Raw genomic sequence first — 14,226 nt, forward strand, 5'->3', positions numbered from 1 at the left:
GGGAACAATTGAACTGAACCCTCGGATAGAAAAGCCGAGTTGAAAATCTACGCGCGATGCGGCAAGAATTCGCGGCACCGAATCCGCGGCGTCGAATCCGCGATTCCTTCCCGTCCCCCCACAAGGAGAATTCAGATGTCCCGCTCCCGTACTGCGGCCCTCGCCGCCGCGGCCCTCTCGGTTGCCCTGGCCGTCACCGGCTGCGGCCCGGACGACTCCGGCGACGGGGGCGGCGAAGCTGCGGCCGCCGACTCGGCCCCGGAGGCGAAGCTGGCGCACAAGGTGCCGATGGCCAAGGTGTCCGAGCTGGCCCACGCAAAGGGAATGTGGGTGACCGAGAAGAATTTTGTGAAGGCCGATGTGAAGAAGATCGTCGGCTATCCGCGGGCCGGTGGGGCGCCTGCCTGGACGGTGCCGCTGACCGGTGAGACCTGCTGGACCTCGCCCGAGCCGACGAAGGACGGACTGATAGCCGTCGTCTACGAGAACGGCAAGTCGAACTCGGTCTGCACCGAGGTCGGCGTCATCGACCTCAAGCAGGGCAAGATGCTCTGGCACCGGCAGGCGATGGAGAGCGGCTCCGCCGTGATGTTCGACGAGGTGACCATCGGCAACGGCACCGTCGCCGCCGCAGGCACCAGCGGCAGTGCGGGGTGGACCGTCGGCGGCAAGCAGCTGTGGGGTCCTTCCTCGGACGCGCGCTGCCCGGCCGAGGGGTACGCCGGAAGCGACGAGAAGCTGATCGCCGTCCGCGACTGCGGTACGACGGACAGCCCCCGGCTCAAGGTGCAGACCGTCAACCCCCGCACCCGCGCCGCCACCTCCACCTTCTCACTGCCCGCCGGTACGGAGAACGTGCACGTGGTCTCCACCGACCCGCTGGTGCTTGCCGCCGACGACGGCAAGGCGCAGGGCGGCTCGGGCGTCTCCCGGTTCCTGTCCGTCGACGACAGCGCGGCACGCGGCCGGCAGCTCGCCGACATCCCGGCCAAGGGCGGGAAGTACGGCAAGTACAACGCGGACTGCCCGGCCACCGAGGTGACCGACTGTCAGAACATCGCAGTCGGCAAGGAGACCGGCGTGCTGTACCTGGGTACGGACAAGCCGCTGAAGTCCGGCTCCGAGGCGGACAACGACATCGTCGCCATCGACCTGCGGACGGGTAAGCGCAAGGCGCACGTCGAAGGCACCGACGCCGGTGAGATGTCGCCCATCGGTCTCGACAAGAGCGGCAATGTGCTCGTCTACCAGAAGGCCAACATGTACCGCGAAGAGGGCGGCGCGGTGTGGCAGCTCGACGCCCGCACCCTGAAGAAGAAGCCGCTGCTGCGGAACGAGGGCTCCGCCTACAAGACGGAGACCTCGTTCGAGATCGGCGACTCCCGCGTGCTGTACTCCGCCGGGCGGCTGTACCTGGGCCACGACGACGCCAGCAAGCCCTCCACCGGAGGGCCCACCCCGCTGGCGGTCGTCTACAGCACCAAGGGCTGACCGCGTCGTCCGCTCAGTCGAACCAGCGGGCCGCGGCCAGCTCCGCAGCCCGCTCCGGGTCCTCCAGCAGCGCCGTGACCTCGAAGCGGCGGGGCCAGGCGCCGGCCGACCAGGCGAGCGCCGAGGCGAGCCCTTCGAGGGTGGCGGCGTGCAGGGTGCCGTCGGGGGTGCGGCGCCAGTCGAGGTCCACACCGCCGATGGTCAGCTCCTCGTGCTCGCGGTAGCGGTCCGGAACCTTTGGCAGCAGTTCCCGTACGACGGCGGGCACCTCGCGCTCGGTGCCCGCCGACTCGGGCACCAGATGCGCGACGGCCTCGCTCGCGCACCGCACCTCCAGCAGGGCGGCCAGCTCTCCGGCGTCGGGCGGCGTGACCGGCAGCAGTGGCCGCTCCCCCACCAGCAGGAGGGCGTCGGGGGCGTCGGCGATCAGCGCCTCGGCCGCGTCCACGACGACCGTCCTGCCCTCCCGCACCGCACGCAGTTCGTCGGGCAGCGTCACCTCAGCAGGGTCGAGCCCCGCGGTGGCCAGCATGGTGTAGAGCCCGTGCAACTGGGTGGGCTCGACGTCCGATTCCGGGTCGGCCAGCCTGCGCAGCAGTTCGGCGGGGCCGCCCGGCTCCGCCACCAGTGCGGCGGCGGTGGTACGGACGCCGAGCGCGCGCAGCACCCCCTCGTCGGTGACGTCGCCCGGGTCGGCCTCCTCGTACAGCCCGCGCAGCAGCGGGTCGGCGCCGGCCGCGCGCAGGCCGGCCGGGCGGCGGCCGTCCAGGACCGGATGGCCGCGCAGCCACCAGGCGGTGTACGGGCGTACATCGGTGACCGTGCCGTCGCCGAGCCGCACCCGCACCGGCGCGGTCAGCGCGTCCCGCAGCGGCGGCCGCGCCAGCATCGCCAGCGCCTGGGGCCAGTGCGCGTCGTCCACCAGGTCCAGGTCGCGTACGGCCACGAACTCGACGGCCACCGGGGGCACGGAGGCCGCGGCCTCGTCGGTGTGGCCGTCGGCCGCCAGCTGGTCGAGCACGTCCTCGCACCACACGTCCACGGCGTCCAGCAGCCCGGGGTCGTCCGGCTCGGGGTGGTCGCCGTCGCGGGGCTCGAAGCCGTCCGGGTCGAGCACCACGTCCTCGGCGCGTACGAGTGCGAAGTCCGCCTGTACGCCGACGGCCGTCAGCGGCTGCTCGCCCCAGCGTTCGGCCAGCTCCGCGTCGCACGCCGCCAGCTCGCCCTCGTGCAGGACCCGGGCGAACGGGGAGCCCGGATAGACCAGTTCGGCGGCCGGTGCCGGCTCGCCGTCCTCGTCGGGCAGCGCCAGAGCGCCCAGCCACGGTTCGTCGCCGGGCGCCAGACGCGCGTCACGGACGAGGCCCAGGACGGTCTCGGCCAGCTCGTCCGGGTCCAGCGCTCCGGTGTCGGCACTGTCGTCCCACGCCTCCTCGGCGTCCAGCGAGGCGGCGACCGCGGCCCGCACCTGCGGTGTCGTCAGCACGGCGCGCGGGGTGGCGGGCGTGGCGCCCAGCCGCTCCAGCAGCGGATGAACGGCGTCCGGGTGCGCCGCCTTCAGCCCCAGGCGAGCGAGCTTCTCAGCGGGTACGGCGCCGTCCGGCAGCGGCAGCAGCACATGGCGCGGCCCGACCGCCGTACGCGCGTCGGCCAGCGGCACCGGCAGCCCGGTCAGCCGCTCCGGGTCGACGCCGGCCAGCGAGTCGTACAGCCGCCACCACCAGCCCGGCTCCCGCTCCACGCCGGTGAGCCGGTCCACGGCCTCGCCCAGCGGGATGCGGGGGACCTCCAGCACCCGCAGCTCGGTGCGGCGCTCCAGCCCGGCGGGCAGCAGGCTGGGGAAGAGTTCGGCCAGTACGGCGACTGTCGCGGCGCCCGCACCCTCGACGATCTCGGCGTCGCGGGGCCGCAGCGCGTACGGCTCGCCGGCCTCCCCCTCGCCCTCGATGCCGTCGGGGCCGTCGGCGCCGCCGGTGGCCGCGCTCGCCAGGAACGGAACGTCCGGCAGCCGCTCCAGCACCATGGCGCGCAGCTCGCCGTCGAGCTCGCCCGCGCCCAGCGGGCCTGGCACCAGGTCGACGGTGCTGGTGGCGACCGGCCGCCAGTCGCGCAGCAGCGCGGCGTAGGCGTCGGCGGCGCGGGTCAGCAGAAAACGGGTCAGCGGCCCGGGCGCCACATGACGCCTGGTGGGCTCCAGCGGGAACGAGGCCAGCAGCAGTGCGGGGAAGCCGACCGGCTCGTCGGTGGGCGTCGGCGCGTGCAGGCACGCGGCCGTACGCGGCTTGGCGGGCGCTCCCTCGTCGTCCACCGGCACCGCCCAGGTCACCGACCAGGTGGGACGAGCACGCTCCTCCACCGGCCGGTCGGCGAGGAGTTCCGGGCCGGCGATGCCGCTGTCCTGCGCCAGCCGCCACCGGGTGCTGCCGGCGGCGGAGTCCTCGATCCGGACGCAGCCGCCCTCCGCGCGCCGGGTGAGGGTGCGGGCCGGTCCCTCACCGGTCTCGATGACGACCTCGGCCAGGCCGGGCAGCGCCAGCAGCAGCGCGTCGTCCACGGCCGCCAGCAGCCGCCGGGCCAGCGAGAGCGCCGCCTCGTCCCGCAGCGGGAGCAGCACGGCGGTGTCGTACCCGGCGGGCACCACGGACGGCTCGTAACGGGCGGGGAACGGCAGCCGCAGCAGCGGCACATGCGCCTCACGGCGGTCGAACTCGGCCGCCAGTTCGGGGTTGGCGGTGGCGGCCCGTCGGGTCAGCTCGCGGGCCTCGGCCAGCGACCAGCGCACACCGTCACCCTCCGAAGTGGTGACGGCGGGCTCGTCGGTGACGGCCAGCACGGCGGAGAAACCGACCCCGAAGCGGCCCACCGCGCCCCGGTCGGTCTCGGCGCGCTTGGCCGAGGCGCGCAGTGTGGACAGCGACTCGACACCCGCGGCGTCCAGCGGCTCCCCCGTGTTGGCGGCGGTCAGCGTCCCGTCGGCGAGGGTGAGCCGGAGCCGCCCCGGTGTGCCCGCGCGGGCTGCGGCGTCCGCGGCGTTCTGAGCCAGCTCCACCACCAGGCGGTCGCGGTAGCCGCCCAGTGCGAGGTCCTGCTCGGCGTTGGCGTCCTCCCGGAAGCGGGCGCTGGACGCCTTCCAGGCGTCCAGCACGCTTTGCCGCAGTCGTTCGGTCCCGAACGTGTCCGTCACGGCGTCGGCCTCCTCGGCATGTTCATCCCGTCCCCTTGAGCCGTCCCCCACGGCGAAAGGGAAGGCTACGGCACGCATCGCCGTAGCCCTGCGGGCCGTCTGCCGACTGCGGCTACGTCATGGCTTGGGGGCACCACCCGGCCGGAGGCTGGAGGAGCAGTTCCCCGCGCCCCTTACGGGCGCAGCCCTCAGTCCCCGAAGGGGTCGGCGACCGTTTCATCGATGACGGGCGGCGGAGGCTGCGGAGCCTTCGGCATGACGGCGGCCTCCGAATGGCCCCCGCAGCCGAAGCCGAGGGAGACGACGTGGCCGTCGGCGGGGCTGTACTCATTCGAGCAGACCCCGAACGCCTGCCGCAGCGACCCCGCCAGCGGCACCAGGAAGCCACAGCTCATACAACTGGCCGGAGCCGCCTGGGCCATCGGCGTCTTCGGGCCGTGGGACTCCTCCCAGCGGTCGGCCGCAGCGTGCAGCCCGTACCGGGAGAGCACCCGCGGCCGTCCCATGCCCAGTTCCTCGGCGACGGCGCCGACGGCGGCGCGCGAGTGCCCCCGCGCCTCGGGCTGTTCCTCGGCGACAGCCGAATCCGGCGGCGGCGCGTCCGCTCCCGAGTAGCCGGGCTCCAGCCGCAGGTCGTCGGCGTCGGTCGGGAGCAGATCGCCGGGCCCCAGGTCGCCGGGGCGCAGCCGCTCGCTCCAGGGCACCCACTCGGGGGCCAGCAGCGCGTCGGGGCCTGGCACCAGCACGGACTCGTCGACGGTGACGTTCTTGGCGCGGGAGGCCCGCGCGACGGTCACCGCCCAGCGCCAGCCCCGGTACCCGGGCTCCTGCGCCTCGAAGAAGTGGGTGACCACTCGGTCCGCGTGGGGGTCAGGGACGGCTTCGAGCCACGCGCCGGCAGTGCCCGGCGCGGCCGCTTCCTCGGCTGCGGCACGGGCCAGCTCGACAGCCTCGGCACACAGTCGGTCGGGGGCGCGCCGGCTCCGCGCGCCACGGCTCGTACTCCGCGTCGCGGCACTCATGCAGCACTCACAAGAATCGTCTCTCCTACGCCGTCGCGCCGTTGTCGGCGTGCGCTGCCCGTACGGCCACGAGTGGAGGGGCGGGGTCGGGGACGGAGCGGGACCGGGTGGCCGCTGCGACGTCCGCGCCCGCGCTCAAAGGCCATACGGTGCGCACCGTTCACCCACGCTACCCCACAGGGTCACCCGGGGAATCCGCAGCCAGCCGTCCCCGCCCCCGGCAGGAGCCGACGGCGCCCCCGACAGGAGCCGACAGCGGGGGGACGACAACGGGGTGACAAGGGGACGGCGAGGGGACGGCAAGGGGACGGCAAGGAGAGACCACAAGGAGAGGAGACGTGGCGGAAAGGAACTGAACGGCGCGTTTCGGGGCACACTGACGGCGTGCCTGTCGACAAGCCCGGCAAACGCAGCACACGCGGCAAACTCCGCGGCGTGGGACGCGCCGCGGGCGCGCTGCGGCGCCCGCCTGCCGCGCTGGGCCGCCACATCCGACGGGCCACGCACGCCGAGGGCGCCGGCGAGTCCGGGCTGGGCCGGCTGATCGAACTGCACGCCGTCAACTCGGCGGGCGACATGCTGATCACGGTGGCGCTGGCCTCCACCGTCTTCTTCTCCGTCCCCACCGGCGAGGCCCGCGACCGGGTGGCGCTGTACCTGGCCGTGACGATGGCGCCGTTCGCGCTGCTGGCGCCGGTGATCGGCCCACTGCTGGACCGCGTACCGCACGGGCGCCGCGCCGCGATGGCCGGGGCGATGCTGGCCCGCGCGCTGCTCGCGCTGACCATGGCGGGCGCGGTGGCGACCGGCGGGCTGGAGCTGTATCCGGCCGCGCTGGGGGTGCTGGTCTCCTCCAAGGCGTACGGAGTCGTACGGTCCGCCGTGGTTCCCCGGCTGCTGCCGCCACGGATCTCCCTCGTCAAGGCGAACTCGCGGGTCACACTCGCCGGGCTGCTGGCCACCGGTGCGGCGGCGCCGGCCGGGGCCGGGCTGCACCTGCTGGGCGAGCAGTGGCCGCTCTACGGGGCCTTCGCGGTCTTTCTCGTCGGGACGTTCCTCTCCTTCTCGCTGGACCACAAGGTGGACTCGGCCAAGGGCGAGCGCCCGGCACGACTGGCCCCGGTGGCACCCGTGATGCCCGTCCCCGGTGCCGAGGAGCCCCGGGAGCAGGCGGCTCCGCGGCCCGGGCTGCGCACGGTCGGCGTCTCGGTGCTCAGCGCGCTGTTCGCCAACTCGGCGCTGCGCGCCCTCTCCGGCTTCCTCACCTTCTTCCTCGCCTTTCTGCTGCGCGAGCACCCCCTCGACGGGCTGGGGGCCGCCGTCTCGCTGGGGCTGGCCGGTGTCGCGGCGGGCGGCGGCAACGCGCTGGGTACCGCCATCGGGGCCTGGCTGCGCGCCCGCGGCCCCGAGGTGATCATCACCTGTGTGCTGTTCTGCGCTCTCGGCGCCACGATCACCGCCGCGCTGCTGTACGGCACCGTCACCGTGACCGCCGTCGCCGCCACCGCCGGGATCACGCAGGCCCTCGGCAAGCTGTCGCTGGACGCGCTCATCCAGCGCGATGTCCCCGAGCAGGTACGCACCTCCGCCTTCGCCCGCTCCGAGACGCTGATGCAGATGTCCTGGGTCGTCGGGGGCGCCCTCGCCATGGCGCTGCCGCTGATCGGCCGACTGGGCATGGGGGTGGCGGCCTGTGTGGTGGCGGCGGGGGTGCTGACGGCGGTGCGCGGACTGCTGAGGGCCACCCGCCGCGGCACACCGAACCCGCGTGCGGCGTGAGGCCGAATTCGCGTCGCGGCATGACACCGATCCGCCACGCTGTGCGAACCGCCCACTACGGCGGACGCGGCACGCCGTACCCCCGCGTCGTACGGCGGTGCGGGCCCGATAGCCTGCCCGCATGAGCAAGCTCGCGCGGCAGGGCCGCATGTCGTCACAGTCGAGGCGGGGCGTGCGCACCGCCACAGCGCTCGGTGCCGCCTCGCTCGGCCTCGTCGCCCTCTCGGCCTGCGAAAAGCCGTCCCCCATGGTGACCGTGACCGTCGGTGACGACTCGGTGACGACCGAGGCCGCCTGCTACGACGACGGGAAGGCGATCCCGTCCATCAACGGGAAGTCCGTCCCCCAGGGCGAGCTGCGCAAGTGCCTGGCCAAGGCGCCCGAGGAGACGATCTCCGTCGACACGGGCGAGAAGGTGCGCATCGGCGTCGACCCGAAGACGGCGCACGACGGGTGGCTCGTCCTCGTGGACGGGTCCGGGGTACTCCCCGAACGGCTGAAGAAGACCTACTACTCGCTCCCGGGCAACGAGCTCTTCCAGGAGCAGGAGCCCGGGAAGCCGCCGGTGACGAAGAAGCGCGTCCAGCTGACCGTGGTGCAGACCTCCGGCGGCGACTTCAACGGCGTCTGGCACATCACCCTCAAGAACACCTCGGGCGAATAGGCTCCCTGGCCTTCCGTCCGGAGAGGAGGCGACGAGGTGCTGTCGGCGTACCGGCGGGTGCTGGTGGTCGCGGCGGTCGCCGCTGAGCGCGAGGCCGTCGTCGCCGCCGCGGAACCCGCGCGCGCCCCGCACCTCGACGTCGTCGCCGCAGGTGTGGGCCCGGCTGCCGCGGCGGCCGCGACCGCGACGGCGCTGGTGACGGCCGCGCACCAGGCGCGCCCCTACGACCTGGTGATCGCGACCGGGATCAGCGGCGGCTTCGCGGCCAACGGCGTCCACGTCGGTGACACCGTCGTCGCCGACCGCATCGTCGCCGCCGACCTCGGCGCCGAGACCCCGGCGGGTTTCGCCTCCGTCGCCGAACTGGGCTTCGGGCACGCCGAGCACACCCCGCCGCCGCACCTCGTACGGGAGGTGGCCGAGGCGACCGGCGCCCGCACAGGACCGGTGCTGAGCGTCTCGACGACCACCGGCACCCAGGAACACACCGAACGGCTGCTGGCGCGCCATCCGGACGCGGCGGCGGAGGCGATGGAGGGCTTCGGCGTCGCGGAGGCGGCGAGGGCGCACAGCACCGAGCTGCCCGTCCTCGAACTGCGTACGGTCTCCAACGCCGTCGGACCGAGGGACCGGGCGGCCTGGCGCATTCCGGAGGCCCTGGCGGCTCTCACGACCGCCTTCGGGAAGCTGGTCCCCCAGCAGCACACAGAAGGACTCCCGTCATGGACACCAACGCCATAACAGCGCCGCTCTCCATCGCCTACTCGCCCTGCCCCAACGACACCTTCGTCTTCGACGCCTGGGCGCACGGACGGGTGCCCGACGCGGCTCCGCCGAACGTGACGTTCGCGGACATCGACGTCACCAACGGGATGGCCGAGCGCGGCGAGCTGGACGTACTGAAGGTGTCGTACGCCGTACTGCCCTGGGTGCTCCAGGAGTACGCGCTGCTGCCGTGCGGCGGGGCGCTGGGCCGGGGCTGCGGACCGCTGGTGCTCACCGCTCGGCCGGGCGGCCCCGCGTCGCTGAGCGGCAAGCGGGTGGCGGTGCCGAGCGAGCGTTCCACCGCGTATCTGCTCTTCCGGCTGTGGGCCGCGGCCGAGGTGCCCGGCGGGGTGGGCGAGGTCGTGGTGCTGCCCTTCCACGAGATCATGCCCGCCGTACGGGACGGCGCCGTGGACGCGGGGCTCGTCATCCACGAGGCCCGGTTCACCTACCAGGAGTACGGCCTGCACAAGCTCGCCGACATGGGCGAGCACTGGGAGGCCACGACGGGCCTGCCCATCCCGCTGGGAGCGATCATCGCCAAGCGGTCGCTCGGCGACGGGACGCTGCGGGCGCTGGCCGACACCATTCGTACCTCCGTGCGGATGGCGTGGCAGGACCCGTCCGTCTCCCGGCCGTACGTTCTGGAGCACGCCCAGGAGATGGACCCGGCGGTTGCCGAGCAGCACATCGGGCTGTACGTGAACGAGTTCACCGAGGGGCTGGGGGCGGACGGCTATGCGGCCGTACGCGGGTTGCTGGAGCGGGCCGCGAATGAGGGGTTGGTGCCGGCCCTCGGGCCTGAGGCGCTCGCTTTTCCTTGAGGCTGGGCCGCGCTGGATGCGGAGACCCGCCGTAGCAGCTTCGCTGTTCGGCGGGTGCCCGTGCGTCTCGGCTGAGCGCGCAGTTCCGCGCCCCTTTACACGTCCAGTTGGTCGGCGACTGCGCGGAGCATGCCGGCGATCTTGCGGCCGTGCTGTTTGTCCGGGTAGCGGCCGCGCTCCAGGGACTGGGAGACGCCGTCCAGCAGTGTCGTCAGGTCCTGCACGATGGAGGCCAGCTCGTCCGGCTTGCGGCGCTGCGCCGCCGCCACGGACGGGGCCGGGTCCAGCAGCGTGACGGAGAGCGCCTGGTCGCCGCGCTGTCCGGCGACGACGCCGAACTCCACACGCTGTCCCGGCTTGAGCGCGTCGACGCCGTCCGGGAGCACCGACGAGTGCACGAAGACGTCACCGCCGTCGTCGCGGGAGAGAAAGCCGAAGCCCTTCTCGCTGTTGAACCACTTGACCTTGCCGGTAGGCACGTCTGTCCTCGTCCTCGTACTCGTCCGGATACACCGGGCTGCGGCTGGATGGAAACTGGCTGACTCTGCTGCGCCGGGGCGGGCCAGGCCCCGAGACATCCCCGAACCCCGACCCCCGATCCCCCGGAATAGCAGTCGGGCGGGCCGCATGACCCGCCACCACCAAGGTTAATGGCCCGGGGCGCCGTGGCAAGGTGCCACCGAGAGCGGGTGCCGTCGGTGGTTCCCCGCCGTACGTGCTCCGGGCGGTCCGAGTGCCCGCTGGGGGAGCACTCGATCCCGGATCTACCCTGTGTGGGTGAACACTGAAACTCCGTCCGCCGGTGATCTTCTCGTACGTATCGGCGGGATCGTCTTTCTGGTCGGCGCGGTGGCCACACTCGTCACGGTGGCACCGCTGTTCCTGGGCACCGACCCGTTCCCCGCTCCCGCCTACTTCGTCTGCATGCTGATGGGCCTCGGCTTCCTGCTGGCAGCCGGGGGCGTCGTCCGGACGGCCCGCGACCAGCGGCGCCGAGCCGCCCAGTAGGAGGCGGCGCCGGGCAAGCCGCGGGACGCCGGCCGCGGGCGGCTGGCCGCTAGCCGCGGGTGAACTCGGCGAACCAGGCGGGGAACGCCGTCAGATCCGGCAGCACCACATCGGCGCCCGCCTGAGTGAGTTCGGTCTCGTCACACGGGCCGGTGGCGACGGCCACCGAGTCGGCGCCCGCCATCCGCGCGCCCCGGACATCGCCGACGTGGTCCCCGACGTAGACGGCGGCACCGTGCGCGGTCAGCGCTTCCGCCTTGCCCTCCGCCCACAGCTCGCCCACCAGTACGTCCGGGGCGAGCCCGAGGTGGTCCAGGTGCAGCTTCGCGCTCGGCCCGTGCTTGGCGGTCACCACCAGCGTGCGCCCGCCCGCTGCCCGTACGGCCGCCAGCGCCTCGTGGGCGCCCGGCAGCGCGGGGGACGGCTCGATGGCGTAGTCGGGGTAGAGGGCGCGGTAGCGCTCGGCCATCGCCGGGATCTGCTCCTCGGGGAACCAGTACGCCATCTCCTGGACCAGCGGCGGGCCCAGCCGGCTCACGACCAGGTCGGCGTCGATGGCCACGCCCGTCTCCTCCGCCAGCCGCCGCCAGGCCGCGTGGATACCGGGGCGGGAGTCGATCAGCGTCATATCGAGGTCGAAGCCGACGGTGGGTCCGGGCGAACCGCTCGACGCCGACGCCGGGTCGGAGGACGACTCCGGCGCCGGGTCGGAGGACGACGCCGACGCCTCCGCCGGGGAATGGGCGTGCGAAACCATGCCGGTCATTGTGCCTGGACCAGCACCTTGCCCGGTGACCTGCCCGGCGAACGTTCCGTTACGGCGTCGCCGGGTACTTGGTGGCGCTGGTGACCTGGCAGGAGTAGACCATCCGCTCGTTGGTGGAGTGCGAGACGTCCACGGTGACCGTACGGCTGCCACTGGGGCTGACGGTCACGGTCTTGAAGCGGGTGCCGATGGTGCGGGTCGCGATCGAGGAGTTGGGCGAGGAGCCGATCTTGAAGGTGACGGTGAAGTTGTACTTGAACGCCTGCTCGCTGGAGGCGTTCTGGATCTCCACGTCATAGCTGATCTGACCGAGCGAGCGGCTGTAGCGGCAGCGCTCGCCGTCGACCTCACCGAGCGCGCTGGAGTTGTACGTGGGCGGCGCGGACGGCGTCGGCCGATCGGTGCTGCCGCCGGTCAGGCCGCTGGAGCTGGAGCCGCTGTCGGAACCGCCGCTGTAGCCGCCGGAGCTGCCCGGCGAGGGCAGCGACGGCGCGGACGGCGCCGACGGCATGTCGTCCAGATCGCCCAGGCCGCCGAACGCCTTGTCCTTCGGATCGTCGGCGCAGCCGGCGAGGCCGGCCGTGGCGACAAGGACGAGACCCGCGGCCCCTATGGCCCGACGTATACGCATGAGATCCCCCGTTGAGAGCGCTTGCGCTCGAAGCTGCTACCGCTTGTACTTGTACAAGCTTGTACTGGAACGCCGCCTCGATGTCACGGCAGTTGCCAGGTCATGACAGTCCCGAAGCACTGAACCGGCAGAGTAACCGATGCGGAACGGCCGCGACTCTCCTGCCCGCGGCGTTCTTCCACCCCTGAGGACTTGGGTACCTTTGGCGCTCAGGTCCCAGCAGGTCCCAGCAGATCTCAGCCGATCCCGGCAGATCTCGGCAGAAGTTTCACATACGGGGGAACGATGAGTCAGCCTTGGCCGCCACAGCAACAGCCCATGCAGCCCATGCAGCCCGCGCCGCACATGCAGCCGATGCCGCCGGCACCCCCCATGCAACCGGGCTACCCGTACCAGCCCGGCTTCCCGCCACAGCGTCGCGGCAGCGGTGCGAAGGCGTTCCTGCTCGGCTGGCTCATCTCCGGCTTCGGCGCGACGGCGTTCGCCCTGCTGCTCCTCGCCAGCTATGAGGACCTGTCCAAGGTCGGCATGCGGGTCCTGTATGTCGTCTTCGCTCTCGGACTCGCCCTGGCCGTGGGCGGGGTGGCCGGCAAGATGGGCGGGCCCAACCCCGGTGCGTATGTCGCCCCGGCCCTGCTGGCCATGCTCGCCGTCTTCATGGGCGTCTGCAACGGCTTCGTGTTCGTGCTGCTCGACGCGGGCGGCGCCGATGCCTTCGAAGCGATGATGGAGCACCAGGCGGGCGCCCCTGCCGAGTTCTGGTGGAAGGGCCTCAAGGGCGGCATCGCACTCCTCGGCCTCGCCATCGCGGGCGGCGGCACCTTCGGCATGGCCAGCCTGATCGGCAAGCGCGCGAGGTAGCCCGAAGGGCTCAGCCCTGGGAGGGTCTTCTGGACCGCCACACCAGGTAGAGGGCGCTGGCTATCGCCGCCACGCGGAACGCGACGGGGAAGGCGTCGCTCATGGCCTCGCGCAGCGCGTCGCCGCCCTGGGCCAGATGCGCCCCCCACCGGTCGGTCGCACGGCCCCACAGCCAGACGGCCGTGCCGCCGAGCACCACGCCCGGCATGCCCAGGACCGCCCACTTGCCCTCGTTGCGGCTCAGCTTGGGCGACCACCAGGCCGCCAGCCAGCCCAGGGCCAGTGGGATGAGCGAACCGATGACGGCGCCGGCCACCAGCAGTACGGCGGCGGCCCACTCCACCACGCCGCCGCGCCCGCTGCCCTGCTCGCCCTTGCCGCGCAGCAGTCGCCGCAGCAGCACGGCCGCGCCCAGGCCGGGCGGGGTCGTCGGCGGGGACTCGGCCGGGGGGGCCGACGCCGGAGCCACCGGTACCTGTCCCGCGGGCTGTGGCGCGGCGGGGGCGTGCGGAGTTGCCTGTCCCTCGTCGCTCGGCGGCGGCTTGAGGACTTCCGGCAGCTCGATGCCGCCCACGAATCCCGGCACCGGCTCCCCCGCGGCCACGGCGTTGGTGCCGCCGGGGCCGGTGCCGAAGGGGCTGGGGTCCACGCGCCACCAGTCGGGGTCGGAGTCCTCGTCCCCCAGTTCGTCCAGGCCGGCCAGGTGCGGGGACGAGGCGCCGAAGGCAGCGGTGGGGGTCCCGGTTCCGGTGCGCTGCGCCGGCAGGGTCGGAACCGAGGGCGTGGGCTCCGGTCCGGCGTCGCGCGCCGGGCGAGGTGCCTGCGGGGTGCCGGCGCCCTTCGAGCCCCCGCCGCCCGCCGCCGGGGCCTCGGAGGACGGCATGGGTGCCGCCGGGCGGGGGCTCTCCCCGCCGGTGGCGGAAGCCACCACCTCCTCGGGGCGGCCGAACCGGTCGAGGATCTTCTGCACGGCGGCCTTGGTGACCGCGCCGCCCTCCGCGGCCCGCGCGCGGTCGATCTCCCCGCGCAAGCCGCCGACGAGCCGGGCGCGTTCGGCGGCGGTCATCCGCGTACTGTGCGCCAGGTCCCCGACCCGGCTCAGATAGTCGAAGACAAGCTGATCGCTCTCGATCCCCACCAAGTCCCCGCAGCCCGCTAGCCCTTCAAGCCTCCGCGAAGACCGTACCGCGCGAACCGTCCCGCGAGGGAGTACGAAAGCTCCCGCGAGGGG

The 14,226-nt window shown here is 73.2% G+C and carries 13 protein-coding genes; 7 read left to right on the plus strand and 6 right to left on the minus strand.

What is annotated here, in order from left to right:
- Nucleotides 1-135 precede the first annotated feature (135 nt).
- Complete coding sequence (locus JW592_RS14400; protein ID WP_209265440.1) at nucleotides 136-1,491, plus strand: hypothetical protein; 1,356 nt, start codon at nucleotides 136-138, stop codon at nucleotides 1,489-1,491.
- Nucleotides 1,492-1,504: 13 nt separating this feature from the next.
- Here the strand turns inward: JW592_RS14400 and JW592_RS14405 are convergent, their stop codons facing one another.
- Nucleotides 1,505-4,675 carry a sacsin N-terminal ATP-binding-like domain-containing protein gene (locus tag JW592_RS14405; RefSeq protein ID WP_209265441.1) on the minus strand — a complete coding sequence of 1,057 codons (3,171 nt, stop codon included), beginning with the start codon at nucleotides 4,673-4,675 and terminating at the stop codon, nucleotides 1,505-1,507.
- Nucleotides 4,676-4,863: 188 nt separating this feature from the next.
- Nucleotides 4,864-5,697: a DUF3027 domain-containing protein gene (locus JW592_RS14410; protein ID WP_209265442.1), complete on the minus strand. Its 834-nt coding sequence runs from the start codon at nucleotides 5,695-5,697 to the stop codon at nucleotides 4,864-4,866.
- A 384-nt stretch (nucleotides 5,698-6,081) separates the two neighbouring features.
- Between JW592_RS14410 and JW592_RS14415 the strand changes: the two genes are divergently transcribed.
- The 4 genes from JW592_RS14415 to JW592_RS14430 all read left to right on the plus strand — a co-directional run bounded on the left by JW592_RS14415 (nucleotide 6,082) and on the right by JW592_RS14430 (nucleotide 9,729).
- Nucleotides 6,082-7,476 (plus strand): MFS transporter, encoded by a 1,395-nt coding sequence (locus JW592_RS14415; protein WP_209265443.1) that lies wholly within the window; start codon nucleotides 6,082-6,084, stop codon nucleotides 7,474-7,476.
- Between the two features lie 121 nt (nucleotides 7,477-7,597).
- Nucleotides 7,598-8,140, plus strand: a complete 543-nt coding sequence (locus JW592_RS14420) for a DUF2771 domain-containing protein (RefSeq protein WP_209265444.1) — start codon at nucleotides 7,598-7,600, stop codon at nucleotides 8,138-8,140.
- 36 nt (nucleotides 8,141-8,176) lie between these two features.
- Nucleotides 8,177-8,881: a futalosine hydrolase gene (locus JW592_RS14425; RefSeq protein ID WP_209265445.1), complete on the plus strand. Its 705-nt coding sequence runs from the start codon at nucleotides 8,177-8,179 to the stop codon at nucleotides 8,879-8,881.
- Nucleotides 8,863-9,729 (plus strand): 1,4-dihydroxy-6-naphtoate synthase, encoded by an 867-nt coding sequence (locus tag JW592_RS14430; protein ID WP_209265446.1) that lies wholly within the window; start codon nucleotides 8,863-8,865, stop codon nucleotides 9,727-9,729. Before JW592_RS14425 ends, JW592_RS14430 begins: the two co-directional genes overlap by 19 nt.
- A gap of 95 nt (nucleotides 9,730-9,824) precedes the next feature.
- On the opposite strand, the gene JW592_RS33365 is transcribed toward JW592_RS14430, so the two are convergent.
- Nucleotides 9,825-10,208, minus strand: coding sequence for a cold-shock protein (locus tag JW592_RS33365; protein WP_099882193.1), 384 nt, complete (start codon nucleotides 10,206-10,208; stop codon nucleotides 9,825-9,827).
- 298 nt (nucleotides 10,209-10,506) lie between these two features.
- Between JW592_RS33365 and JW592_RS14440 the strand changes: the two genes are divergently transcribed.
- Nucleotides 10,507-10,737 (plus strand): hypothetical protein, encoded by a 231-nt coding sequence (locus tag JW592_RS14440; RefSeq protein ID WP_209265447.1) that lies wholly within the window; start codon nucleotides 10,507-10,509, stop codon nucleotides 10,735-10,737.
- 49 nt (nucleotides 10,738-10,786) lie between these two features.
- Here JW592_RS14440 and JW592_RS14445 read toward each other — a convergent pair whose 3' ends face one another.
- Both JW592_RS14445 and JW592_RS14450 read right to left on the minus strand, forming a co-directional pair.
- Nucleotides 10,787-11,503 carry an HAD family hydrolase gene (locus JW592_RS14445; protein WP_209265448.1) on the minus strand — a complete coding sequence of 239 codons (717 nt, stop codon included), beginning with the start codon at nucleotides 11,501-11,503 and terminating at the stop codon, nucleotides 10,787-10,789.
- Nucleotides 11,504-11,552: 49 nt separating this feature from the next.
- Complete coding sequence (locus JW592_RS14450; protein WP_209265449.1) at nucleotides 11,553-12,134, minus strand: hypothetical protein; 582 nt, start codon at nucleotides 12,132-12,134, stop codon at nucleotides 11,553-11,555.
- Nucleotides 12,135-12,452: 318 nt separating this feature from the next.
- Here JW592_RS14450 and JW592_RS14455 point away from each other — a divergent pair, with 318 nt between their 5' ends.
- Nucleotides 12,453-12,995, plus strand: coding sequence for a hypothetical protein (locus tag JW592_RS14455; protein ID WP_209265450.1), 543 nt, complete (start codon nucleotides 12,453-12,455; stop codon nucleotides 12,993-12,995).
- 10 nt (nucleotides 12,996-13,005) lie between these two features.
- On the opposite strand, the gene JW592_RS14460 is transcribed toward JW592_RS14455, so the two are convergent.
- Nucleotides 13,006-14,133 (minus strand): hypothetical protein, encoded by a 1,128-nt coding sequence (locus JW592_RS14460; RefSeq protein WP_209265451.1) that lies wholly within the window; start codon nucleotides 14,131-14,133, stop codon nucleotides 13,006-13,008.
- Nucleotides 14,134-14,226 lie beyond the last annotated feature (93 nt).

Origin of the sequence: Streptomyces spirodelae (assembly GCF_017676385.1) — a bacterium.
In the GTDB taxonomy this organism is placed as follows: Bacteria; Actinomycetota; Actinomycetes; order Streptomycetales; family Streptomycetaceae; genus Streptomyces; species Streptomyces spirodelae.